Annotated in this window: 20 protein-coding genes and 3 pseudogenes; 12 read left to right on the top strand and 11 right to left on the bottom strand. The window is 65.3% G+C overall.

The genetic code is table 11. From position 1 onward, the window contains the following. Positions 1 to 994: 994 nt before the first annotated feature. A complete protein-coding gene (locus DFO47_RS01775) occupies positions 995 to 2,251 on the bottom strand; it encodes an acyltransferase (RefSeq protein ID WP_166651654.1) in 1,257 nt (418 codons plus the stop codon). A gap of 429 nt (positions 2,252 to 2,680) precedes the next feature. Between DFO47_RS01775 and DFO47_RS21425 the strand changes: the two genes are divergently transcribed. The 3 genes and pseudogenes from DFO47_RS21425 to DFO47_RS01765 all read left to right on the top strand — a co-directional run bounded on the left by DFO47_RS21425 (position 2,681) and on the right by DFO47_RS01765 (position 3,990). Further along, positions 2,681 to 2,806: a hypothetical protein gene (locus DFO47_RS21425; RefSeq protein ID WP_279586686.1), complete on the top strand. Its 126-nt coding sequence runs from the start codon at positions 2,681 to 2,683 to the stop codon at positions 2,804 to 2,806. A gap of 9 nt (positions 2,807 to 2,815) precedes the next feature. After that, positions 2,816 to 3,083: pseudogene (locus DFO47_RS21265) on the top strand (thiamine pyrophosphate-dependent enzyme); the annotation flags it as partial. A 79-nt stretch (positions 3,084 to 3,162) separates the two neighbouring features. Then, positions 3,163 to 3,990, top strand: a complete 828-nt coding sequence (locus tag DFO47_RS01765) for an MBL fold metallo-hydrolase (protein WP_133830454.1) — start codon at positions 3,163 to 3,165, stop codon at positions 3,988 to 3,990. Positions 3,991 to 4,992: 1,002 nt separating this feature from the next. On the opposite strand, the gene DFO47_RS01760 is transcribed toward DFO47_RS01765, so the two are convergent. Continuing rightward, the gene (locus DFO47_RS01760) at positions 4,993 to 5,619 is read right to left on the bottom strand and encodes a hypothetical protein (RefSeq protein WP_166651649.1); all 627 of its coding nucleotides are present in this window, start codon (positions 5,617 to 5,619) and stop codon (positions 4,993 to 4,995) included. A gap of 51 nt (positions 5,620 to 5,670) precedes the next feature. Here DFO47_RS01760 and DFO47_RS21260 point away from each other — a divergent pair. The 6 genes and pseudogenes from DFO47_RS21260 to DFO47_RS01735 all read left to right on the top strand — a co-directional run. Next, positions 5,671 to 5,790: pseudogene (locus tag DFO47_RS21260) on the top strand (MBL fold metallo-hydrolase); the annotation flags it as partial. A gap of 50 nt (positions 5,791 to 5,840) precedes the next feature. Continuing rightward, on the top strand, positions 5,841 to 5,984 hold the full coding sequence (locus tag DFO47_RS21045; protein ID WP_166651653.1) for a hypothetical protein: 144 nt from the start codon (positions 5,841 to 5,843) through the stop codon (positions 5,982 to 5,984). 118 nt (positions 5,985 to 6,102) lie between these two features. Next, positions 6,103 to 8,124, top strand: coding sequence for a hypothetical protein (locus DFO47_RS21420; protein WP_133830452.1), 2,022 nt, complete (start codon positions 6,103 to 6,105; stop codon positions 8,122 to 8,124). Next, positions 8,114 to 9,814 (top strand): glycosyltransferase family 39 protein, encoded by a 1,701-nt coding sequence (locus tag DFO47_RS01745; protein WP_133830451.1) that lies wholly within the window; start codon positions 8,114 to 8,116, stop codon positions 9,812 to 9,814. The genes DFO47_RS21420 and DFO47_RS01745 overlap by 11 nt, the downstream gene beginning before the upstream one ends. Further along, positions 9,814 to 11,835, top strand: coding sequence for a glycosyltransferase (locus tag DFO47_RS01740; protein WP_133830450.1), 2,022 nt, complete (start codon positions 9,814 to 9,816; stop codon positions 11,833 to 11,835). Before DFO47_RS01745 ends, DFO47_RS01740 begins: the two co-directional genes overlap by 1 nt. Further along, positions 11,823 to 12,224: an Hpt domain-containing protein gene (locus DFO47_RS01735; RefSeq protein ID WP_133830449.1), complete on the top strand. Its 402-nt coding sequence runs from the start codon at positions 11,823 to 11,825 to the stop codon at positions 12,222 to 12,224. Before DFO47_RS01740 ends, DFO47_RS01735 begins: the two co-directional genes overlap by 13 nt. Before the next feature lie 120 nt (positions 12,225 to 12,344). Here the strand turns inward: DFO47_RS01735 and DFO47_RS01730 are convergent, their stop codons facing one another. From DFO47_RS01730 to DFO47_RS01720, 3 genes are all read right to left on the bottom strand, one after another. Then, the gene (locus DFO47_RS01730; RefSeq protein ID WP_208294354.1) at positions 12,345 to 13,904 is read right to left on the bottom strand and encodes a DUF1565 domain-containing protein; all 1,560 of its coding nucleotides are present in this window, start codon (positions 13,902 to 13,904) and stop codon (positions 12,345 to 12,347) included. A gap of 295 nt (positions 13,905 to 14,199) precedes the next feature. After that, entirely contained in the window at positions 14,200 to 15,450 is a 1,251-nt protein-coding gene (locus DFO47_RS01725; protein ID WP_243835297.1) for a glycosyl hydrolase, read from the bottom strand. A 2-nt stretch (positions 15,451 to 15,452) separates the two neighbouring features. After that, the gene (locus DFO47_RS01720; protein ID WP_133830447.1) at positions 15,453 to 16,745 is read right to left on the bottom strand and encodes a glycosyl hydrolase; all 1,293 of its coding nucleotides are present in this window, start codon (positions 16,743 to 16,745) and stop codon (positions 15,453 to 15,455) included. A 114-nt stretch (positions 16,746 to 16,859) separates the two neighbouring features. Here DFO47_RS01720 and DFO47_RS01715 point away from each other — a divergent pair, with 114 nt between their 5' ends. Next, a complete protein-coding gene (locus DFO47_RS01715) occupies positions 16,860 to 17,348 on the top strand; it encodes a DUF2306 domain-containing protein (RefSeq protein ID WP_133830446.1) in 489 nt (162 codons plus the stop codon). Here the strand turns inward: DFO47_RS01715 and DFO47_RS01710 are convergent. Beyond that, positions 17,345 to 17,974, bottom strand: coding sequence for an NUDIX hydrolase (locus DFO47_RS01710; protein ID WP_133830445.1), 630 nt, complete (start codon positions 17,972 to 17,974; stop codon positions 17,345 to 17,347). The genes DFO47_RS01715 and DFO47_RS01710 overlap by 4 nt on opposite strands. Positions 17,975 to 18,104: 130 nt before the next feature. Next, positions 18,105 to 18,305, bottom strand: a complete 201-nt coding sequence (locus tag DFO47_RS01705; protein ID WP_133830444.1) for a hypothetical protein — start codon at positions 18,303 to 18,305, stop codon at positions 18,105 to 18,107. Between the two features lie 227 nt (positions 18,306 to 18,532). On the opposite strand from DFO47_RS01705, the gene DFO47_RS21040 reads away from it, so the two are divergent. Further along, positions 18,533 to 18,679: a hypothetical protein gene (locus tag DFO47_RS21040; protein ID WP_166651652.1), complete on the top strand. Its 147-nt coding sequence runs from the start codon at positions 18,533 to 18,535 to the stop codon at positions 18,677 to 18,679. Positions 18,680 to 18,849: 170 nt separating this feature from the next. Here DFO47_RS21040 and DFO47_RS01700 read toward each other — a convergent pair whose 3' ends face one another. The 4 genes and pseudogenes from DFO47_RS01700 to DFO47_RS01685 all read right to left on the bottom strand — a co-directional run bounded on the left by DFO47_RS01700 (position 18,850) and on the right by DFO47_RS01685 (position 21,352). Next, positions 18,850 to 19,707: an anti-sigma factor gene (locus tag DFO47_RS01700; RefSeq protein ID WP_133830443.1), complete on the bottom strand. Its 858-nt coding sequence runs from the start codon at positions 19,705 to 19,707 to the stop codon at positions 18,850 to 18,852. Continuing rightward, positions 19,694 to 19,904 (bottom strand): annotated as a pseudogene (locus tag DFO47_RS01695) (sigma-70 family RNA polymerase sigma factor); the annotation flags it as partial. The pseudogene DFO47_RS01695 and the gene DFO47_RS01700, both read right to left, overlap by 14 nt. Before the next feature lie 254 nt (positions 19,905 to 20,158). After that, a complete protein-coding gene (locus DFO47_RS01690; protein ID WP_133830442.1) occupies positions 20,159 to 20,869 on the bottom strand; it encodes a DUF4397 domain-containing protein in 711 nt (236 codons plus the stop codon). Positions 20,870 to 20,977: 108 nt separating this feature from the next. Further along, entirely contained in the window at positions 20,978 to 21,352 is a 375-nt protein-coding gene (locus DFO47_RS01685) for a hypothetical protein (protein ID WP_133830441.1), read from the bottom strand. Between the two features lie 294 nt (positions 21,353 to 21,646). Between DFO47_RS01685 and DFO47_RS01680 the strand changes: the two genes are divergently transcribed. Then, on the top strand, positions 21,647 to 22,936 hold the full coding sequence (locus DFO47_RS01680; RefSeq protein WP_018760651.1) for a MinD/ParA family protein: 1,290 nt from the start codon (positions 21,647 to 21,649) through the stop codon (positions 22,934 to 22,936). Positions 22,937 to 23,228: the final 292 nt, after the last annotated feature.

The following is a 23,228-nucleotide window of genomic DNA, read 5'->3' as shown; positions in this document are numbered from 1 at the left end:
GCCGCGAGTCCGAGACCGCCCCGGCAATTGCAGCCGCAGCCGGCGGCATGGTTGGTCCGTGGCGGCGACCCGTCAGCGCTGGTCGAAAAGTGAGCCATTTCGGGCGCGGCGGAGGAGAGCGGTCGTTGCAGCGACTTATGGTTCGGTCGGTGGTGAGGACAGTCCAGTCAGGTGCTCCATGGGGTCTGCTATCGCATTATTTCGCGTAGTCGCTTCGGTGGGCTGGGAGTGGTCTCATCGCTTCGGTCGGTGATCGCGCAGGTATTCAGCTCCGCGGTTACCGGCCAAGTGCACGAGGCTGATGAAGCAGGTGGTCCGTTCAACCAAGTGTGGCAATAGCAGAGCGGCCGCCCTTTCCAATGGTCGGTCCCTTTCCCGGGAACCGCTTGTTCCGGTGTTCCTGCCGACGACGCGGCCGGCGACCGGTCGTCCGCTGCACAGGGAAACTGCAGGATCCACGGTCGCCGTTGATACGGGGGAGGGGTAGTTCGCCCGCAGGGCGTCGTGGGCCCTGGTGAACGCCCCTGATTTGCCGTGCCGGGCCAGTGCGGTTGAACCGGGCAAGACCCCGGGTTAGGTTTGCAACATCGAGCTCGTGGTCCAGGTAAACTCTTCGCACGGACCGGGCTGCCACAAGCTGATGCCTAGCCGTCGCATTGCGGCGGTCGAACGCCACGCCTTCGACCGTTGCAGATGACCACGTCCGCTGTGAAGAAGTCTCGGGGCACCTACCATGGGGTTCAGCGGCTGTTGCGTATGGGGTATCGACGGGCATCAAAAACCGGACATTGCTATGCGCCGCCGGCAATTCGACCGGCGCTTGCTGCTTGCGCCTAGCTGAGGGGTTCGTCGCTGATCATGAAACCCGGCTGGCCAGCAGTAAGCCATATTTCTGCCAGTAAGACTTGCTGCCTATTCCGGCAAGAAGTGGTCGCGTAGACGATATGTTGCAGGAAGTGGTTTGCCTAAGCCCGGCAACCTCCTGGGCCTATCACTAGGCTTGCGCTTTCATAGCTTCAATTCGTGCAGAATCAAGTCGCTTCTTAAGTGCCATAGGAGGTCGCTCGACGAGCATGTACGTCAGCGTTGAGAGTGCGCCAGTTACGATAAGAACAATCATCGTGTTACCGATCCAACCTGCAACAGTGTCCGGAAGTACTAATCCAAGGCGTTGCATGAGCAAAATTACGGGTACGTGCCAGAGATAAGCACTGTAGGAGATTTCGCCCATTTGCTTAAAGGGGGGCGACTCAAAAATCGTCGCCAGCCTTCCAGTGCCGTGCCTTCCTGCTGGAATGGCGACGAAAAGGATTACGGCTGCTGACAGTACTGCGAAACCCGAGTTCGAGTAGCTCAAAGCCCAGCCCGCTACAGCAGAGAGACATCCGAGAATAAGTGCTCCCCAGCGCAGAAGCTGCAAGCGGCCAGCAGCTATCGCGCTTGACCTATACAAGCAAAAGAGAAGTGAGGCCAGCATTCCCCATGCAAACAGGTCGGCGTGGTAAAGAAAGCTTCTTGCGAGAACGGCAGTCCAGTTCCCGCCCCATTCAAGCCAATAGGCCTCATCACTAGTGCTGGGTCTTGCGATTAGACGGTACCAAATTTTACCCGTCAACCCGATGACAATCATCGCGATGATGGGTATTGATGCATGCCATATCGAAGTTCGCCTACTCCGTGTCCGCAACTTGAGGACGATGACCGCCAAGAGGGGCATAACGGCGTAGAACGCCAGTTCCACCGTCAGTGACCACGCAGCAGGTATGCCAGTCTTTATCGCCTCCGGGAAAAGAGTCTGTAGTGCAAGAGCGTTGCTTATCAGGAGGAAAGGATCCGTCATATAACCAACGGGCTGGGTACCACTAACGGAGCTTTCGCCCAAGGCGGCCGGTCTCAGGTACGCAACTCCCGCAACAAGTGCGACGAAAAGGAAGATGACTACGTAAGCGGGAAAAATACGCAGCGCCCTATTCCAGAAGTAGTTACGCAAAGAGGGTGAGGGGCTTCCGGTGACGATCGCACTTGCAAACGGTCGGTAAAGCAGGAACCCAGAGAGTGCAAAAAACAGCGTGAGGCCCTGACCTCCAAAATTCACAAGAGACCCGAGCCAATGAGGGCCGGCGTCAGGCGCAAGCCTTTGATTTGTGTGTGTGATGACGACCATCACTGCTGCAAGGCCGCGAAGCCCATCAATACCAATCAGGCGTTGACCCCAGGGTGGTGCCGTCATGAATTCTCTATTTTGCGCCATTCGGAAAGCATATAGGCGGTGCGTCATCTTCTGTGGCGGGTGACGTTGTGACGTAACGGACGACCCACCGGCAGCTGGCCTCAAGTGCGATCTCCAATGGATGTAATCTAAGTTTGCCAACTCGGTGCTAGCTCATTGGAAATGGCGTGGGCACATGCCGCCCCTTCCTCGGGCCCGCGCCCTAGTGCGGCCGTTGCTAGGTGAGCAGAAGAGTCCTGAGCTCCCATCACGCATCTGGTCAGCGCCGCCATGGACATCCACGCAGACGACTCGACGGTCGGATACTGGTAGCTGGACTTCAGCACTGCGGCCCCGAACCGGCTTGGCTTACTGACGTCACCGAGCTCCCGGGGCGAGGGAAAACTATATCTGTGCGCGGTAGAGGACGTATCTTCCGGGACAACTGTCGGCTGCTTGATGGAATTGCGGATGAATTTTCCCCCGAGTCTGGTGCCGGTGTTTCGTGAGGCCAACAGCATCAGCAAGGTGCTTAGCAACGTTGGCCGGCTCGGCCAACCACGGTCCAAGCTGGGCGTCCTGATGCTGCAGGGCTGAAATCTCTCGAAGTGCAGGGTGGGCATCCATTGCACGACGCCGACCACCCAGCTATTGCACGCGGGTGGCGTGGCCCACGCCGCCCAATTCGGTAGCGAGGACACCGTGGTGCTGGACATGTGCGAAGACAGCGCCACGAGCGAAGGCGACTACACTACTTCCACGAAGCCCTGAACTTCGCCGCCGTCTCTTCCACTTGCCCGTCATTTTGTTTGTGCAGAACAACAAGGACGCCATCTCGGTGGTGCTGGTGCACCAGTCCATGGCGACGTCCCTGGCTTGCAGGACTGGCCGTGCCCACTGGATACAATCAGTCACCAAGACGAACGAACACTTTGACGGAGGTACGGAGAACAATGTCGGAATGGCTCAAGGTCGGCACGGGAAACTATGTACTGGTCACTGAAGGATCCCTGCTGAACACAGGCCTGATCGTCGGTTCTGAACGCGCCATGGTCATCGATACCGGCTGTGGCCCACGACAGGGGCGCGTAATTCTGGACGCCGTCAGGGAAAAGACTGATCTTCCGCTCGTGGTGGTCAACAGCCACGCCCATTACGACCACTTCTTCGGCAACGCCGTCTTCGCCGAGGCTGGCGTCACCGAATTCTGGGCTCACCAGAACTGTGCCACCGAGGTCGACCAGCGCGGCGACGTACAGCGCCGTCATGTTGGAACCCTGGAGCCTGAGATGGCCGCAGGTGAGGGTGAGAACGTGGAGCTTGTGGTTCCCAATGCCATCGTCAAGGACCAGCCGGTTCTGGTAGACCTCGGCGGCCTCACGGCAACGCTGTTCTACCTGGGACGGGGCCACACCGACGGAGACCTGCTGGTAGGAACGCCCAGCACGCTCTTTGTGGGCGACCTAGTGGAACACGGCGCCCACCCTTCCTTCGAGGACTCCTACCCTGAGGAATGGGCTGATGCTCTCCGCCACATCTCAGCCCTCCGGCACCGCTACGAATTCCTGATCCCGGGCCACGGAATACCCTGCAGCGACCAGTTCGTCAAAACCATGGCCAACACCATGACCACGGCCGTCCGCCAGGCCCGCCAGTCCATCCGGGACACCCCCAACGACGCTACGAAAGCCATCCCCGTTCTGCCCTACGGCCCCGAGCAGTCCCGGTGGTTCATCAGACGCCTACAGGAGGCGCGTGGCGAAACTAGCCGAGAGTCGTGAAGTATCTAATTCAACGACAGTCCTCTCCCGGACAGATCGTCGGTTGCGCGGAAGCCGCTAGTAGTCGCTCGGGTGCGAACCCTTCGAACATATCCGGATTTATCGTGGTTCTGCTCCGACCGTGGCGTGTGTCCCGCATTTATCGGCAACGCGCCGGTCCGCCTTGACCTGCTGCATGTTACAAACACCTATGCAACGACCCTGGTTGAACCTATGCGGGCGGCTCTGCTGCCGCCCGCATAGGGCCTAGAGGTTTGCTGTTGGCCTGAACGTCGCGGCGGAAGAAGCGATTGTGGCACCGCTTACCATTGTGTCTGCTGCCGAGTCAGGGGTTAGCGTCGTCCCTGCGACACGAATGACCTTCTTCTCGCCCGTAACGCCTGCGATAGTTATGCAGGCGCCGCTCGCGAGGCCTGTGACGGATGGCGCCACCAATGACGTTGAGCCGCTGTTTATGCAGCCCGTCGTGGCACCGGCATTTAGGGTGCCCATAGTCCCTGAAGTGGAGCAAACCCACGCAGCGGAGTGCCGGCCTGCGGGTTTTGGTTCCATGCCACGTCCGCAAGTTCCCACGTCCCGGTTGTTGGCGACGCGCCTTGGAAGGGGTGCTTCTTAGTGGAGATGTACGTGAAGGCAACGCCAGGGTTGTCGGCGATAACCGAATTGGTGCCGGACGTGGCGTAATTCGTCAAGGTAGCCCCGGGGGAGGGGGCACTACGTAGTTGTGCCTCATGAGTGACTTGTCCACGAAGAGGACGCTGAAAGCCGTGACGCCGGCCGCAGCGTTCCGGTTGGCCTGATAGATGTGGTTCCCGGTCACCCGCGCCTCGGAAATGTACCTCGCTGCGCTTCCGGAAACGAAGATACCCGCCGTACCGGATGACCGTGACGTGTTGTTCACGAGAGTCGTCTGATGCAGATGGACGTAAGGGAGAGAAGTTCCGTCACTCAACAGGGGCTCGGTCCAGAGCCGCAGGTAATTGCCCGATTCTTCAGCGGCGTTTACGGAGTAGCCAACGTTACCGGCCCGTGTGACTCGCCGACCACAATGCCGCCCGAAACTGTCTTGTCGATCAAGTTGTCCGCAACACGGACATTGCGTTGGTTGTAAACGCTGATATCGTCTGTTCGCGCCCCGGTTAGGGGCGCTCCTGAATAGGTACCTGCGTTCTTGATCCCGTTCGCAGCGATGACGATGTTCCCGCCGATTGCGTCACCATCGCTAACGTTGAAGAATTCTGTTACGGATGCCGCTGAGTGCCGCATCCTCGATGATTTTCCCCGTGACCGTTGCTCCGATGATGCCGATGAGGGCAACGCCCGAGCCGGGCTGTCCTGGTGTCTGCCGTCCGAGGATGTTGCCGGTGATCGTGGTGTTCCGGCAGTAGCCTTCGGTGTTGAATCAACGTTCTCAATTTGGATGTCCGTGGCGTCCTGCCCACTGATCACATCGTAGACACCCGTGCGGCCAGTAATGGTGTCCTCGCCAAGGTCCATGTCACGGATGGTCACGCTGCTTACGCCGTCGAGCTTCAGCCGAACATTCTGAGAGGCGCCAGTACCCTGAAAACGAAGCGACGACAGGCCCCGTATGCCATGAACGGTGCTATTGGAGACCGGCGTGAGCATCCCAATTTTGTAGGTGCCTGGTGGGACGATGATGTCACCTCCCAAATTCAGCGCGACACCCCCAACGACGCCACCACGGCCATTCCCGTCTTACCGTACGGGCCCGAGCAGTCCCGGTGGTTCATCAAACGGCTCCAGGAGAACTGGCGCAACGGCCACGAGGCCTCGTAACAAACGGGAGTTCTCAGGGAACCTTGAGGTTTGCTGCTTATGGTCAGCGCATGAGCCGGCACGGGGGAAGTTACGACGTTCGCTATTACAAGCGGGATGCGCGGCAGCGCAGGCTGCGGTACCTCTCCTACGCGGCACTGGCCGCTTTGGCAATCGCCACCATCGGGGTGGTCCTGATGGCGGTGGAGCGCTAACCGCGCCACCGGCACACAGAGCCAAAAATCACCCCTGACCTGCACCAACACCCATTCTTGAGTCAACCTTGAGGGTAGACCGCAGGGTAAATTGAGTTCGCCCCGCCAAGGTGGAGGCATGCTCTCACGTCTCCGGGCAGGGAGCGTTGTTCTCACCTGCGCCCTGCTTGCCGCCGTCCCATTCCAGGCCGCCACTGCCGCAGCGGCCGCTCCCGCCGCAGCACCCGCGGAACGCGTCGCCGCCACCCACACCAACCCGGCCACCGCCAACGCCAGCCTGGGCTCCGTCTCGGCCATGCCCGGCCAATCCGGCCAGCAGCTCGCCGTCCCGGTGGCCCCCGGCCTGCAGCCCGCCCGCATCACCGGCAGCATCGCCGTCACCGGCCAGCCCACCACCGGCACCATCCGCGTCAGCGCCCAGGGCAGGACCCTCCTCGAAGCACCCGCCAAGGGAACCATCGCCCTGGACGCCCCCGTCAGCGCGGCGGACCTCACCGACCACCAGCTGGTCCTGGCCCTCGAATACACCCCCGCCGTCCGGGACGTCTGCACCGCCACCCAGTCCACCGCCACGCTCAGCAGCCTCAGCCTCACCACCCAGGGCACCGAAACCGCGCCCACCACCGTGGCCGAATTCCTGGCCCCCTCCGTGCCCGCCATCCTCATTCCCGTCCCGGCCGAACCCGCCACGGACCTCTCCGCCGCCATCCTCGCCGCCTCCGCCGCCATGGCCCACCGCTACCCGGACGCCGCACTCAAGCTCGTGCCGCCGCAGGACATGGACGCCCAGGCCGCCGCCCTCCCCGCCGGCTCCCGCATCATCACCATCAGCAGCACGGACGGCGACCCCAGCACCACGCTCGGCACCCAGGCCGGCCGCCCCGCCCTGACCATCAGCGGCACCGGTGAGGGCCTCCGCACCGCCGCCCGCGCCCTGGCAGACACCAAATCCGCCCTGGCGGACGGCGCCACCGTCACCGGCATGACCGCCACTGTCCCCGCCGCCGCCGGACCCGAACAAACCTTCACGGACCTGGGCGCCCAGGCCATCCGGCTGGCCGGCTACGGAACCCAGGAAACCTACCTGGGCGTCAACCAGTCCCAGTTCGGCGGCCCCGTCTCCGCCATCAGCCTCCAGCTCCGCGGCACCCACACCGCCATCCCCACCGGCGGGCATGCCGCACTCTCCGTCTACTGGAATGACTACCTGCTCAGCTCCCAAACCCTCAACGGCGACACCTTCGACATCGCCGCGGACGTCCCCGCCGGCCACATCCAGTCCCGCAACGGGCTCCGCCTGCGCCTCACCGCCCTCCCCGCCGGCGGCGACTGCTCCGGCCCGGCGGGCCTACTCCCCATGGAACTGACCGTGGACACCACCGGCAGCAAACTCACCGCCCAGCGCGGCCACTCCATCAAGCCCGGCTTCGCCCGCTTCCCCCAGGTCCTGGGCACCACCCTCCCCATCGCGTTCGACGCCGGCGCTACCGCCCAGGAAAACACCGTCAACGCCGCCACGCTGGCGTTCTCCCTCCAACGCGACAACGACGCCCTCCTGGACGTCCGCCTCACCACCCCCGCCGCCCTGCTGGACTCCAGCGACTCCGGCCTCCTGGTGGGCGCCACCCCCGCCACCGCCGAACAGGCCGGCGCCCCGCTCCGGCTCGCCGGGTTCCGCACGGTCTCCAGCAAGGACATCGAATACGGCGTGGGCACCACCGCCCCCTACGGCGCCCTGGAAGCCTACGAACACAACGGCCGCAACCTCCTGCTCCTGGGCGGCTGGGCCCCGGACACCACCGGCGGCACGTCCGCGGCAACCGACACTCCGGGAACCCTGCAGGCCAGCCTGGCCAGCTACGTCCAACAGCAGCCCGGCGGCTGGAGCTCGCTGTCCCGCAACCTCCTGGTCACCCAGACCACCGGCAACCCCGTGCTGCTGGAAACCAACGCCATCACCCCGCAGGCCGAAGTCACCGACGGGTTCCGGCCGCTGGCACTCTGGCTCGCCGCCGCGGCCGCCGCGCTCATCCTGGCCGCGGGCACCCGGGTCCTGCTCCGCCGTCGCCACCGCCGCGCCGCCCGCGCCCACGCCGACGCCCTGGAACAGGCCGCCGCGGACACCGCCCGTGGCCAGTGACCTGCAGGCGGCCCCCGCGCCCCTGACGGACACCCCGGCCAGGCCGGCTGCGGGGGAGCGGACCCCGTGGCTGCGCCGCACCTGGACCGCCCTGGGCTCCCCGGCTGCCGGGCGCCGCATCCCGGGCACGGCCACCATCGCGGTGGTGGCGGCCGCCGTCGGACTCTTGGCGTGCCTCTACACCACCGGCCAGGGCAGCAACCTGGATTACTCGGACGCGCAAAGCCACCTCACCATCGCCCGGCGCGTATTCGACAGCAAAGCCCCCGGGTTCGAACAGCTCGGCACCGTGTGGCTGCCCATGCCGCACCTGCTGCTCATGCCGTTCATCATCAACCTCTGGATGTTCAGCAGCGGCTGGGGCGCCTGCGCGCTGGGCATCATCGCCCTGGCCGCCACCGCCTCCGGGCTGTACCGGATCTGTGCCCGCCTGGGCTACGGGCGCACCGGCCGGCTGGCCGCGGTACTGGTGCTCCTGGCCAACCCCGCCATCCTCTACACCTACACCACAGCCCTCACCGAACCCGTGCTGCTTATGTGCCTGGTGGCCGGCATGGCAGGCTTGGCGCACTGGGCCACCAGCCGACGCCGTATGAGTGCCGGCGAGCTCGCCGTGTTCGCCGGGATACCTTCCGGCGCCGCCGTGCTCTCCCGCTACGAAGGCTGGGCCCTGGTGCTCACCGGCACCCTGTTCGTCCTGGTCACCGAGCTGCGCCGTTCCCGCCAATGGCGCGAGGCCACCAAGATGGCCGCCGCCTACGCCATGGTCCCCGCCGCTGCCGTGCTCTGGTGGCTCTCCTACAACTGGGCCATCTACGGCAACCCGCTGGAATTCATGTTCGGCCAGTACTCCGCCTACGCCCAGCAGAAAAACATTACCGACGGCGGCCTGCTCCCCACCAAGGGCAACCTGGGCCTGACCCTCTGGACGTTCCACTGGTCCCTGCTCGAAACCCTGGGCATCTCAGTGCTGGCTGCCGCGGCGTGCGGTGCCCTGGTGGTGGTGTACCGGCGCGGCCTGGCCACCAGCACCCTGCTGGTGGCCGTCACCGGCAGCGCCTACGCCTTCGCCCTGCTCAGCCTCTACCTGGGCCAGACCGCCATCAACAACGACCACTCCCTCCCCAGCACCTGGTGGAACAACCGCTTCGCCCTCACCGCACTGCCCCTCGCCGCCGTCCTGGTCGCGGCCTTCGTGCACCAGGTGACCCGCCGCCGTCGTACCCGTTCCTGGATTGTTGCCGGCCTGCTGCTGGCCCTGGCCGGGCAAAACGCGTGGTGGCTGCAGGACCCCGCCGGCCGGCTGGCCATCCTGGCCGAGGGCCGCATGTCCCACGACTCCAACACCTACTCCTTCGCCGCGGCCCGCTGGCTGAAACAGCATTACGACGGCGGCGGGATCCTCCTGGACGAAAGCGCCCGCGGGAACGCGGTGCTCCCCATGATGGGCATCCCGCTCGCCAACATCTACAACCGGGCCGCCGGCGACCACTTTGGCCCCGCCCTGCAGGACCCGGCCAAGTACGCCAAATGGGTGCTGGTGAACGTCGAAGGCGAGGACGCGCCCCTGGACTCCGGGTTCACGGACCTGGTGCACCAGGCCATCAGCGCCAGCCCCACGTTCAACGCCCGCTACGCCGTGGTGTTCTCCAGCCCCACGCACCGGATCTACGAAAGGACCGTCAACTGATGGCAGAGCACGCCCCGGTCCTCTCCACCGCCCGCGCCGGTGGTCCCGCCGGTTCCTATGACGACGGCGTGGGCGTGCAGTCCGTGGCGCTGGGCCAGTCCCTGCTCCTGGCGGGACTGATCACCCCGGAGCAGCTGGACCGCGCCTTGGACCGCGCGAACACCGAAGGCGGCCTGCTGGGCCGGCACATCATCCTGGAAACCGGCCTGAACCGCCGGCACGTCTACCAGGTGCTGGCCGAGCAATGGGACGCGCCCCTGGTGGACCTGGTGCAGCATCCCTCGGACGACGCCCTGCTGGAGCAGCTGAGCTTCACCGAGGTGTCCGAGCCCGGCTGGCTGCCCTGGCACCTGGAGGATGGCGTCCTCACCGTGGCCACCGCCGTCAAACCCAGCGACGAGATCCGCCGCGCCGCCCTCCGCATCCCCGGGGCCGAACAGGTGGTGTTCCGCACCACCACCGACTGGGACATCAACCACTCCATCCAGCGTGCCTTCCGCAACCACCTGCTCTACGAATCCGCCGAACGCCTGGCCGAGGAACAACCGGACGGCTCCGCCCGCACCGCCCTGAACCTGTGGCAGCGGCTCCTGCCCGCCGTCCTGCTCAGCTGCCTGCTGGGCGGCCTGCTCCTCGATGCGCAACTGACCGTGATCGTGCTGCTCACCGCCGTGAACGTGGTGTTCCTGGTGAGCATCGGCTTCAAGACCCTGGCCAGCCTCCGCCAGCCGTTCGACGCGCTGCATGACAGGGCCGCCGCCAAGGCACAAGCCCGGGAACTGGAACGGCGCGGCGTAGGGACCGGGGCGTTGGGGGATCCGTCCGGACTGGCAGGGCGGATCCCGGACGGCGAGCTGCCCGTCTACACCATCCTGATCCCGGTGTTCCGCGAGGCCAACATCATCAACAAGCTGCTGGCCAACCTGGGGCAGCTGGACTATCCGCGCTCCAAGCTGGACGTGCTGGTGCTGCTGGAAGAGGACGACACCGAGACCATCGAGGCCGCCAAGCGTTCCCGGCCGCCCGAATACGTGCGGATCCTGGTGGTGCCCCGCGGCGAGCCGCAGACCAAGCCCCGGGCCTGCAACTACGGCCTCACCTTCGCGCGCGGCGAGTATGTGGTGATTTACGACGCCGAGGACCGGCCCGATCCGGGACAGCTCCGCGCGGCCATTGACGCGTTCCGGCAGGACGCCTTCGAACGCCGCTACCTGGCGCCGGGCCGGCGGCCGCTGATCTGCGTGCAGGCCGCCCTGAACTACTTCAACGCGGACCAGAACGTGCTCACCCGGCTCTTCGCCATCGAATACACGCACTGGTTCGACTCCATGCTCCCGGGCCTGGACCGCTCCGGCATCCCGCTGCCGCTGGGCGGCACCTCCAACCACTTCGACACCCGGCTGCTGCGGCTCGTGGGCGCCTGGGATCCGTGGAACGTCACCGAGGACGCGGACCTGGGGCTCCGCGCCGCCGTCGAAGGCTACCGGGTGGGCGTCATCAACTCCACCACCTGGGAGGAAGCCTGCTCGCAGGTGCCGGCCTGGATCAAGCAGCGCACCCGCTGGATCAAGGGATACATGGTCACCGCGGCCGTGAACACCCGCAACACCGTCCGGTACGTCAAGCGCACCGGGGTGGCCGGCGCCGTCGGCTTCCTGGGCCTGATCCTGGGCACCCCGCTGGCGTTCCTGGCCTACCCGCTGGTGCTCGGCTTCACCATCGTCACCTATGTGGGCTACAACTTCGTGGGCCTGGTGCTGCCCGAATGGCTGCTGCTGGGCGGGGTGGTGTCCATGCTGTTCGGCAACGCCATGATGATCCTGGTGTCCGGCATCGCCACCTGGCGGCGGCACGGCTGGCGGATCGCCATCTTCGCGCTGCTCAACCCGGCGTACTGGGTGCTGCACGCCGTGGCCGCGTGGCGGGCTGCCTGGCAGATGCTCTCCAGCCCGCACAAGTGGGAGAAGACCCCGCACGGCCTGGACGAGGAGTACCACGACGACGGGCGGTGGTCCGCTTGAGCGCGCACCTTTCCGTGCTGGACCCGCTGACCCTTCCTGTGCTGGACCCCCGGCACGTCAGGGACCTGGGGGAGGAGCTGGACAGCCCCGCCGGCGCGCACGCGTTCCTGGGCACCTACCTGGAGATGCTGCCGGACCGGCTGGCGTCGGTGTGCCACGCTGTCCGCGGTGGCGACTGGGACACCGCCATGGACCGGGCGCTCAGCCTCAAAGTCACCTCCACCATGGTGGGCGCCCTGCAACTGGCGGCGCTCGCCGAAACCATGGAGGCGCTGATGTGCCGGGGCGACTGGGCAGCCGCGGAACCCCTGCTCGAGGTCCTGGCACCCGCCGTCGCCGCCGTCCGGAAGGCCGGGGGCGCCGTCGTCAACGGCCTGCTGCACCCCTGACCCGGCGCGTCTGAGCCGGGGTTCCACTGCGCTGGCCTTGGCCGGTGCAACCGTTGTCCGGGAAGCATCTGTACGGCGCGCCCCGGACAACGTCCCGCCGCGGTTGCAGGCGGGGAAGCCTTACCGTGCCAGCGCGGCCGCCACCAGGGTCAGGGTATCGGCGGCATACTCACTGATGTGCTTTTGCCGCTGCGCCTTCAGCTCCTGGGTAAAGGCGGCCAGCTCATGGTCCTGCAGCTTGGACAGGAGGCTGTCCCGGAGGCCCTGGTTGTCGATGTCTCCGGAGCTGCTGTAGGCGGTCACCAGTTTCTCCAGCGTGGCAAAGGGATCGCCCTTGTCAGCCAGGTAGCCCAATCCGTACTGCTGCAGCGCACTGCCGGCCACCGGCTTCAGGAATGAGACGTCCGGGAGGCCGCCGTCCGCCTTGCGGGGAGCGGTCAGTTGCTGCATGTCCAGGCTCTCGAAGTCTCCGGCCGTCACGCTGAGGCCGCCGTTGATGGTCCACGAGTTGTTCGTCTCGTTGTCCGCCGGGGTGTTGTCGTTTGACGTCAATGGGCCGGTGAAGGCCACGTTGTTGTGGAGGACCTCCCGGTATCCCGGAATGTTCTCCGGGCTGGTTGGGCTCACGCGCTCCAGCATGTTGAAGTTGGCGCCGTACCCGGGCTTGTAGGCAGTGTTGTTGATCCAATAAGCCGATTGTCCCGGCTGGTGGTTGGCGTAGAAGTTGTTGGCGCCGTTGTCGGCGCCCAGGCTGTTGATGACGGTGTGCAGCGGAATCGGGTCCGGGAGCCCTGTGGTTCGGTACGCGTACCCGCCTACTTTGAATCCGTTCTGGTCACCCACGCCGTTCTGGTTGCCGTGATGGCCAAAGGACCAGTCGTTGATGTAGGCCACCCTGCCGGTTGAGGTGATGCTGTCGTATCCGTCATCGCTGTTGTGCCAGGCCCGGTCATTGATGAACCACACGTCCTTTGCGTGGGCGCCAAAGCCATCGGTATTGCCGGCGGACAAGGCTGTGGGGCCGATGTTGTTGTAAGAGTCGCTGTCCAGGACAACGCCCGTTCCGTCCAGCGTGTAGTAGAAGCCAATGGCCTCATTGTCATGGGCAGCCATCTTGAAGAAGTTGGCGCCGCCGGCAATCCTGAAGGCCTCGGACTGCTTTTGGCCGCCGACCTTGACGCCGGTGACATCGAATCCAACGAAGTTCACGCCGGTCACCGCGGTTTCGATGTAGAAGCCGGCAACGCGCTGATCGGTGGGTACGGTGCTGAAATCGAAGACCGGCCGGGCGTCTCCCGGGTATGCCGCGTAGGTGATCCCGCTCTTGTAGATGTCATTGACGTAGTGGTAGACGTCCTCGAACGGGTTGTTGGTCTCGGGTATCTCGAACTGGTTGTAGGTGCCCGCGCGGATGTAGACGATATCCCCGGCAGACGCTGCCGACTGCGCCTTCATCAGGGTCTTGAAGGGGGCGTCCTGCGTGCCCGGGTTGCTGTCACTGCCGGCCGGCGAAATGAAGAAGGCGTGCGCTCCAGGCGCCGGTGCAGCCGCCATGAGTGATGACAGGTCCGGGACCTGCGGATTGTCCGCCGGACTGGCACTGGCGGGGTCAACGACGAACAAGGCCCCCAACACGCAGGTACCGGCAACTGCAGCAGCTATCCGCTTCGATTTTTTCACGCACATTACTCCTTTGTATGTATGTCGAATCATCGGGAAGAACGGCTCCGGGTCGAACCCGCTGGGGCTTCGATTGCGATAGGACACAAGCGCCATGGGCACCAGCAAGGGGCCGGGAGTGGTGGCCGCTGGTGTGCTGCGCCGGGGAGAAGGTGGCGGCCCCGCAGCCCGCCGATGTGTCCTTAATCCCGAAGATGGAACGATTCAAACACAGGGAATGCGCTTTCACAAGGGCAGTGCAGGTTTGTTTAGGGCGTGCAGGCGCAGCCTGCCGCGGTGAATCGGAAGCCGTGAATCAGGACCCAGCGGGGCTGCAGGTGGTCCCGGACCCGTAGTGCAGCCACTCCGGCAGGGCCGCGGTGAAGGCGTCCCGGATGGCGGGGGTGTTGGTGATGGTCCAGTCGATCCGGCCGTTGACCTCGGTCTCGTTCTTGTCCCACTCGAACCAGTTGATCATCTTCAGGTTGGGAAACTGCGCGTGGGTTTGGGCGCCGAACACCTGCTCCCACCAGCCGCGCTTGATCTCCGCCTCGGAAGCACCACCCGCCGCCGGGTTGTACAGGGCCGCGGTTTCCGGGATGGCAACGGGCTTGTTGTGGTCCTTGCCGTACACGCCGTAGAAATCAGGCAGCAGGCTGTCATCGCCGTTGGCGCCGTTGTAGTTGCCGGTCAGCTGGTCCGCGAACTTCTTCGCCTCCGGGATTTCGTTCTCGCCCCACGGGTACGTCGCGCCCCAGTGGTACAGGGACATCCCCACCCAGTCCACCGCGTCGTCACCCGGGTAGTACGGGGCGTAGGCGTCGTCCGCCATGGTGATCACGCCGTCGTGGTTGGTGTCCAGGGTGGCGAAATCCGCGGTGCCCGGCTTGGCCTCATATTTGCCGCCGGCGAACGGGTAGCCGCCGCCATAGTTCGGCGCCCACATCATGGCGGACCCCGGTGCGTTGGTGTGCACCGCAGTGGCGAGGGTCTTAAAGGCGGCCACGTACTCCAGCGGCTGCTGCGACCAGGCGTACCAGGAGCCGTTCATTTCGTGGGCGAACCGGACAATCACTGGGACGCCGTTCCTGTTGAACCGGTCCAGGTCCTTCGCCAGGGCCGTGGCGGTGGCGTCGGTAATGCTGGACAACCCGTCGGCGGGCTCCAGGGTCAGGAGCATCATGTGGCCGTCGGCGCGGATCTGGGCCACGGCCTTGGCAAGGTCATCCTCATCCTTGGCTGTCAGTGGGAAGCCGGTGAAGGACACGCTGACTGCCGGCTTATGGCCCAGGTCCGCGGCGAACGTGGCCAGCGGCTTGGAGTGGAAGTCCAGGTTCACGCCCAACAGGGCGCCGTCAGCCGGGGCAAGCGACGCGCGGGGCTCCACCTCGCACGTGGACGCCGCCGGGGATGACTGCGACTGCCGCTGGGAGAGGTCATTGGCGAAGTTCCATCCGGCAACGCCCAAAGCCACCAGCCCGATCAGAACGGGCAGCACGAACGCCCGGCGCAGTTCTGCCCTGTTCTCTTTCCTGGAATCATCGTCCCCGGCAGGAGATTTCCCCACGGCTACGACCCGGCCGGACGGCAGGTGGTCCCTGCGCCGTAGATGAGCCAGTCCGGCAGTGCCGCCGTGAAGGCTGCCCTGATGGCCGGGGTGGTGGTGACGGTCCAGTCGATCCGGCCGTTCACTTCGGCCTCGTCCTTGTCCCACTCGAACCAGTTGATCATCTTCAGCTGCGGGAACCGGGCGTGGGTCTGGGCGCCGAACACCTGCTCCCACCAGGCGCGCTTGATCTCCGCCTCGGACGCGCCACCCACCGCAGGGTTGTATAGGGCAGCCGTTCCCGGGATGGCCAGCGGCTTGTTGTGGTTCACCGCGTACTCGCCGTAAAAGTCCGGCAGGGACCGCTCGTCCCCGTTGGTCCCGTTGTAGGTGCCGGTGAGCTGGTCCGCGAACTTGTTGGCCTCCGGCACGGCGTTGGCGCCCCACGGGTATGTGGCACCCCAGTGGAAGAGGGACAGGCCCACCCAGTCCACCGCGGCGTCCCCGGGGTAATACGGGGCGTAAGGGTCATCCGCGATGGTGAGGACGCCGTCGTGGTTGGTGTCCAGGGCCGCGAAGTCCGGCGTCCCGGGCTGCGCGTCGTTGAGGCGGCCGGGGTAGGCGTAGCCGCCGGCGTAGGACGGCGCCCACATCATGGCCGAGCCCGGCGCCCCCGCATGGACAGCGTCAGCCACCCTAGTGAAGGCCGCCCGGTACTCAATCGGCTGCTGCGCCCACGGGAACCAGAAACCGTTCATCTCGTGCCCAAAGCGGACGATTACCGGCACGCCCTGGCCGTTGATGTTCGCCAGGTCCTTGACCAGGCCGGCGATGGCGTCGGGGGTGACGGCGGACAGGCCGGTCTTGGGTTCGAGGGTCAGCAGCATCATCTGCCCGTCGTTGCGGATCTGGGCCGCGGCCTGCTGCAGGTTGGTACGGTCCTGGTCCGTGTAGGGGAAGTCCACAAAGGAAACGCTCACGGCAGGCTTGTGCCCCAGGTCCGTGGCGTATTGGGCCAGCGGCTTGGCTGCCAGGTCCAGGTTCACCCCAAACAGCGCTCCCGACGACGGCACCAGGCTGCCGCGGTCCGCCACCTCACAGACGGGCAGGCTTGGGTCCGTAGAGGCTTGGCCCGCTGTGCTTTGGTCCATCGCGGGGGTGTCCCGGTTCCGGTCAGCCAGCCCGTTGGAGATGCTGGCCACCCCGAATCCCACGGCCAGCACCGCGGCCGCCACGGGGAGGGCCCAGGACTTGAACCTGTCCGCCATGGCCTCGCGGCGGGTCACGGAATTGTCCGTGGACTGCTCTTCAGGCAAAGCGGAACCCCCTGGTGGCCTGCGGTTTTGTCTCCCATCCTAAATGTCGTCCGGCGGTCCTCCGGTTGGCAGAGCGGACTGCGGAGCGTGCTGCGATCCGCTACGCTCCGGACTATGCCTTCGTCCTGGACCGTGTTGATCTCACTTCATGCCATTGCCGCCAGTTATTCACTGATCTTCGGCGCCGTGAACCTGTTGAGCCGGCCTAAGGGCGGCAGAGTTCATCGGATCGTTGGTCGAATTTGGGTTGTTTCAATGTATGTGGTGGTGCTGACGTCGTTTGGTGTCAGGACCATAGACGGCGGCTTCAATTGGCTCCACGCACTTTCCGTGCTGACGTTCTGCACGCTGACGGCGGGACTGTTGGCCATCCGTAAGGGAAACATCAAAGCGCACCGCAGTTTCATGACCGGCAGCTACCTGGGCCTCCTCGGAGCGTTCGTGGGTGTTCTGTCAGTGCCCTCACGCCGTATCCCGCAGCTTGCCATTCATGAGCTCCCGACTCTGGGGCTGCTGATCCTCGTCCTGCTGGGAACGGCTGCACTCACCATCACCGGCATCGCCCAGATCCGCAAAACCTCATTCATCCGCAGCGGCCGTTAATCGTTCCCTACCGGGAGCCCCTGCGCCGAAGGGGCCGTTAAGAGTTGGAGGATGCGGTCACGCAGATCTGCGAGTACTTCGGTTTCGGGATTGCTGCGTGCGAGGGCCGCAAGGCCGCGGCAGGCAAGTCCAGCGTCGGTGAGTTCTCCGCTGACAAGAAAATCCATGAGTTCCGATATAGGAAGAAGCTGCACGTGGCCGGATTCAGAATCATCCCAGGTCGTTGCAAATTCTTCCGATGCATTGGCGGCGATCACAAGATGCTTACGTCGTGAAGAGTTAGCAGCAAACCATTCTGAACCAGCGTAGAAGGCTGATTCTGAGGAGTAGCCGGTTTCTTCCCGCAGCTCGCGAAGAGCCGCATCCATGGGGTGCTCGGCGTCATTGAGGTATCCGCCGGGGAGTTCGAGTAGTGACTTCCCGGGTCCAACGCGGAACTGCTCGAAAAGGACGACGTGACTTGCTGCAGGTGTGAATGCAAGGGCCGCTGCAGAATCACGACCGACTATGACGTCCCAGTCCGTCACGGCTCCACTCGGCTCTTCGTAAGTTTGACGGTTGACCGTCACGAAGCCTTCGTACGCGGTCGTCGTTCGAATCTTTTTCCAGGTGTCGCTGACAGGCACAGTTCTCCGCCTCTCAGTGGCTAAACGGTCTCAACACGTCCCGCTACGACAACCAAAGCCGGGGGCACCCGAGGCAGCGAAGGCAAAGATGACGGCAACGACCGGCACAGACCGTGGATGACGTACCGGGCTATGAAGCGTTGGGGTTCTCAGCCGTGCGAATGGTCAGGATTGCTTTTGAAGCAAAGGTAATGCCGGCCAGGAGAAGAATGGCGGCCGAAAGTACGAGGTACCAGGTGCCAGCGGATGTCAGCGCGATGTAGACGCCCAGGAGTGAACAAATAACTGCCCCCAGCGACCAAATGAGCGTAGCTCTCTTGGAGTTATTCATGAGCCCAGCCTAGGCAAAAGGCAAGGTCGAGCGTCCACCGGGCGCGGCCGGGCGTGGTTCCATGCCGGCTCGGCACATTTTGACGGGACTCTCCATGCCGCTGCGGCCTCGTGCTGGCCGGGGATGGTGCATCTTGAGGAAACCTTGAGTTTTTGACGCAATTTGTCACTTTGGGTTTCATCTGGTTGGGTCTATGCGGGGGCTCACTATCACCAATGGAGACTGTTGTGGCTTTTTCCGACTACGCAATGGCGCTTGGCGCACTGCTCGGCACCCTGTTGATCCCCTTTGCAGTCCTCTACCAGATGCTGCGGCTTAAGCGCCGCGCACTCCGGATCCCCGTCCGTCCCGCACCCCGAGGTATTAAGCGCTGACATGCCGTATGTCGATATCAACCCCCACAAAGGCCGTCCCAAGTGGGTGGGCTACGCTGTCCTGACTGTTCTCCTGGTGCTCACCGTCGCCGTCGTGGCGGCAGCACTCACACACCACTAAGCATCCATCCCGGCCGGGGGAGTACCGCCGTCGCCGGGATGTCCCGGTCTCAGGCCTTGGGACTGAGCTTTCCACGGGCGACGCTGTCGTCCGAATGTGCCGGATTTCCGTTGTACGCCTGGTTTGAGATGTCCACCACCGGATACTGGGCCAAGTCGATGCCGGTGGGGATGGTGAACGAGCCCGTATCGTTGGCGAGGACGCCCAGGCTGACCATCCCGGAGAGATCGCTGGTGGCCACCCACACCTCCCGGTACCCCGAAGTCTGCTCGGCGGAGAGATGGACGGTGAGTTGGCGGGTCCCGTCGGGCAGTTGTTCCATCTGTGCCTCGCCGCTGCCCGTATGCGCGGCCAGGGGAGTCAGCGGCGTTTCGGCGAGGACCCTCGCAACCGGACCTGACCGGGCGGGGCCGGGCGACGGCGTACCCCCTTGTCCCAGGACCACCGCAGCGGTCCAGCCGGCGGCCGTGCCGAGGACGACCCCGGCGGCGGCGGTTGCCATCCACAGCCTGGGTCGGCGCCGGTCCCTGGCACCCGGCCGCAGCGGAATGGGTGCGGCAACCTTGCCGCCGTCGGGCGTTGACGGTGTCTCCACCTCAGCAGGCGAGGCAGCCGGCTGGTCAGCCTGGCTCCCGGGCGTGGCCATGGGATCGGGCCCGGCCAGGGGATCCGCTGCCAGCGTCGGTGAAAGTCCCAAGGCCTGATGGATGGCCGTCCAGGTCCCGGCGCTGGGTTGTTCGAGCACGATGCCCGCAGTATCCAGGGTGGCGATGTCGGTGACCCGCCGGAAACCCCGCAGGGTTGCGGCGCACTCCGGACAGGTGTCCAGGTGGTGTGCGTCGGCCTCCGTGCCCGGTGTCTCGCCCAGGGCCATGAGGCCCAACAGTTCCGCGTCAAGGTGTTCCATGCTCCACCTCCAGGCGGGTGCGCAGCCGGGCCAGGCTGCCGGATATGGCTTTTGACGGTTCCGAGCGGCAGGTTCAGCCGCGACGAGATCTGATCGTGGGTCAAGTCATCGTAGAACGCCAGCCTGAGTATCGCCTGTTGGGGGTCTCCCAAATGTTCCAGTTCATCGTCAAGGATCAGCCGGTCGGCCACGGCCTCCGCGAGGGCGTTCTCGTCCCCGCCGGCAGGCGCCGGGTCGAGGCCGGGGCCCCATTCGCGGGTGGCGGCAGCCTCCATCGGGATGCTCCTTGGGCGGCAACGGGCCTGATTGGAAGCCCCATTATGCCGCTGCCCGGGACGGTCTGCTACGGGCTCATGGCACTGGCGGGTACCCCCGTGCTTGTCCCCGGCGGCGCCAGGGTGCGGGCGCCGCCGGGGACAAGTTGCAGGTGCGTGCGGCCGGACTGCGGGGGTTAGTCGCAGTCGCGTCCGCGTGAGGCGGAGTCCACCACCTGGACGGCCACGCCCAGGGTGTTATCGGCCAGGCTGCCCCAGGCGTACACGATCGTGTTCTTGCCCTCGGCGATGTTCACGTCGGCGGGGCCGATGAGCGGGGTGGTGGTTCCCGCTGCCGCCACCGAGGCCGAGACGGTTCCTTCCTTCAGGGTGAGGGTCTTCTGGTTCGGGTTGGTGAGCCCCTTGACGACGGCGGTCCCGCCGGCCAGGACATCGACGGCCGGGGCGGCGGCGACGTGCCGGACGGTCAGCTTCCCCTTGCCGTCAGGGCTGGGCTTGGTGCTGTTCTTGAAAAGCGTGGCGGTGGGGGTCCCGTCCGCGGCCAGGTGCGCCACCGCCGTGTAGTCCCTGCCGGCCTTGAGGTCCACGGTGACCGGGCCGATCACCGGGTTGTCGGCGCTGGTCGCGTCGGCGCCCGTGATGGCAATTTTGTGGTCTCCGTCCGGAACCTCCAGCGGCCCGGCCAGGGTGCCCGGCGCGAAGTTGTCCAGGGTGAGCTTGCCGTCCACCCAGACGTCCACGGTCAGGCCCGGGACGCCGTGGAGGACGGAGAGTTTGGCCGTTCCGTCATGGTCGTGGTGCCAGCCGGACGCCTGGGCGGGGGTGGCGAAAGCGAGTGCTGCCAGCAGCGTCGTTGCTCCTGCGACTGCAGAAAGTGTCTTGCGCATTCCAACTCCTATTGAGGGGCCCCGATGGGGCCGAGGTTCCGCTTACACCCCCTACTACCGGCCGAATGCCCTGCCCGGATGCAGCCCGCGGAAGAATCTTTGCCACTCTTACCCGGCTGGTTCCCCTATGCGGCGCCAAGGAACTCTGCCTGCCCTGCGGTCCACCAAGGTTGCCGCGCCGAGGGCCCCTGAAATGACCACCATGCTGCCCAGCCAGCCGGCGGCAAGGATCAGCAAGGTCATCCGGTCACTGGCTTCCACCGGCGCCAGCGACTGGCCGGCCACCACCACCTTGCCGGCCGCCTCCCGCGCGACTATTGCCATCCGCAGGCCGGTCTCCGGCTGCCACGTCACCGTCTCCGTCCCCATCGTCCGCGCCGCCGCTGCCGCCGCGGGAGCGGTGTTGGCCGCACGGCGTCCGATTTGCTGGAACGTGACGTAGGTGCAGCCGAAAGCGAAAGTGGCAATGATGGCTGCGGTCACGCACCACATGATCCTTCTCATGTGAATATGATCCGCCGGAACCCTGCGAGCAACAGTGCCAAAAGGAACAGGCGCCCGCCGCCCGGGGCCGGATGCTCCCGGCATAGCCCGTAGACTTACTGTTTGAACTAGTGCTGCATAACAGTTTGCCGATCGTCCGGGGGGACAGACATGCCACAACCGGCGGATCAGAATGCAGGCGCCCCAGCAGAGGATGCAGGGCAGCCGCAACTGCGCCGACGCCGCGACCTTCGTCGTGCCGACGGAACAGTGGACGATGCCTGGACAGGAACCATGCCAGCAGTAACCCCTTCCCCTTCCAGCCAGAACGACGCCGGAAAGCCGGTGACGCGCCGCACGTCCTGGGCCGAGGCGGCCGCCGCAGCCGACGCCACCAAGCCGTCCCGCGCCCCGGCCCCCACCCGCACCCCGCCTCCGGCACCCGCAGCCCCGCCCGCTGCGCCGGTGTCGACGCCCGCCGAACCCATCGCCTCCGTGCCGGGCACCTCCCGGCCGGGAACCGCCGAACCTGCCGCGGCTGAGCCAGCCCGCCGCGCCGGCGGGGTTGCTCCGGAAGCGGCAGCGCCGTCGTCGGACACTCCGTCATTCCGCCGCAGCCGGCCCACCGTGGCCGACACAATCGCGGAAAGCCCCATGCCGGACTTCATCAGCTCGCCCGGCCTGTTCGTCAAGGAACAGAAGCCGCGGCCCGTGGGCGGGTTCCGCGGGGCGCTGTACAACCTCACCGGCGGCGCCTGGAACCTGGGCCCCGGACCCAAGCAGCGCCAGGAGGACGAGCTGGGCCGCCGGATTTCCCGGCAGCTCCAAGGCAGCTACAACACCGCCGTCCTGAGCCTCAAGGGCGGCATCGGCAAGACCTCCACCACGGTGGGCGTGGGCCTGACCCTGGCCGAATACCGCGGCGACGCGCCGTGCGCCATCGACGCCAACCCGGACTCCGGCGACCTCGTGGAACGCGCCTTGGGCGAGGGCATCTACCAGCAGTCCAGCCCGCGGACCATCACGGACCTGCTGGAGAACATCGAATCCATCGACTCCCTCACCGCCCTGGCCCGGTATATGCACCACGCCGGCCGGTTGCACCTGATCGCGGGGGAGCAGGACCCGGAGGTCTCGGACTCGCTGACCGCCGAGGAATACCTGCGGATCCGCAAGCTCATCTCCAGCTACTACTCGGTGGCGCTGACCGACTGCGGCACCGGCGTGACGCACAACGCGATGAGCGGGATCCTGCAGTCGGCAGACAACCTGGTGATCGCCGCAGGCTACGCCGTCTCCGGCGCCAAGCGGGCCCGCAGCACCCTGCACTGGCTGGCCAGCCACGGGTACGAGGACCTGGCCCGGAACGCGATCGTGGTGATCACGGACAAGGACGAGGTGTCCTCCCGGGTGGACAAGGACGCCATCGAGGAGCACCTGTCCGGGATCTGCCGCGAACTGATCGCCGTGCCGCACGACCGCGGCGTGGCCGACGGCGACCTGGTCACCCTGGACGTACTCAAGCCGGAAACGCGGAGGGCGTACAAAGAAATTGCCGCGGCAATCGTGGACGGATACCGGTAACAAGTTCGTTATTTTCCGGCGCCGGGGCAGGTATCCCCGCCGCCGGATTCAGGTATCGGTTACTGATCACATTTTTCGGGCCGCTGCATATCCTGCATTCATGCTGAAAACCGTGCTTCGGAGTTTTCGTCCCAAGCCAAAGTGCAAGGTCTGCGGCTTGGTCCTCCCTCCCTCTCCCACTGCGGTGTTTTGCTCCCGGGACTGCTATGACACCTACCTGTCCACGGCTGACGGTGCCCGCCGCAGACAGTAGCTGATGATCGTCTGAGTAGTGCCCGGTGCGAAAGACAGG

Origin of the sequence: Arthrobacter sp. AG258 (assembly GCF_004364695.1) — a bacterium.
Taxonomy (GTDB): Bacteria; Actinomycetota; Actinomycetes; order Actinomycetales; family Micrococcaceae; genus Arthrobacter.
The sequence above is the reverse complement of the archived record's forward strand: the minus strand, read 5'-3'. Positions and strand labels throughout refer to the sequence as shown.

Coding starts and splice junctions, on each gene's coding strand:
- DFO47_RS01765 (WP_133830454.1), top strand. CDS start 3,163: ATGTCGGAATGGCTCAAGGTCGGCACGGGAAACTATGTACTGGTCACT.
- DFO47_RS21045 (WP_166651653.1), top strand. CDS start 5,841: ATGAGCCGGCACGGGGGAAGTTACGACGTTCGCTATTACAAGCGGGAT.
- DFO47_RS01690 (WP_133830442.1), bottom strand. CDS start 20,869: ATGCGCAAGACACTTTCTGCAGTCGCAGGAGCAACGACGCTGCTGGCA.
- DFO47_RS21420 (WP_133830452.1), top strand. CDS start 6,103: ATGCTCTCACGTCTCCGGGCAGGGAGCGTTGTTCTCACCTGCGCCCTG.
- DFO47_RS01760 (WP_166651649.1), bottom strand. CDS start 5,619: ATGCTCACGCCGGTCTCCAATAGCACCGTTCATGGCATACGGGGCCTG.
- DFO47_RS01705 (WP_133830444.1), bottom strand. CDS start 18,305: ATGAATAACTCCAAGAGAGCTACGCTCATTTGGTCGCTGGGGGCAGTT.
- DFO47_RS01740 (WP_133830450.1), top strand. CDS start 9,814: ATGGCAGAGCACGCCCCGGTCCTCTCCACCGCCCGCGCCGGTGGTCCC.
- DFO47_RS21425 (WP_279586686.1), top strand. CDS start 2,681: ATGAATTTTCCCCCGAGTCTGGTGCCGGTGTTTCGTGAGGCCAACAGC.
- DFO47_RS01680 (WP_018760651.1), top strand. CDS start 21,647: ATGCCAGCAGTAACCCCTTCCCCTTCCAGCCAGAACGACGCCGGAAAG.
- DFO47_RS01775 (WP_166651654.1), bottom strand. CDS start 2,251: ATGGCGCAAAATAGAGAATTCATGACGGCACCACCCTGGGGTCAACGC.
- DFO47_RS01715 (WP_133830446.1), top strand. CDS start 16,860: ATGCCTTCGTCCTGGACCGTGTTGATCTCACTTCATGCCATTGCCGCC.
- DFO47_RS01700 (WP_133830443.1), bottom strand. CDS start 19,707: ATGGAACACCTTGACGCGGAACTGTTGGGCCTCATGGCCCTGGGCGAG.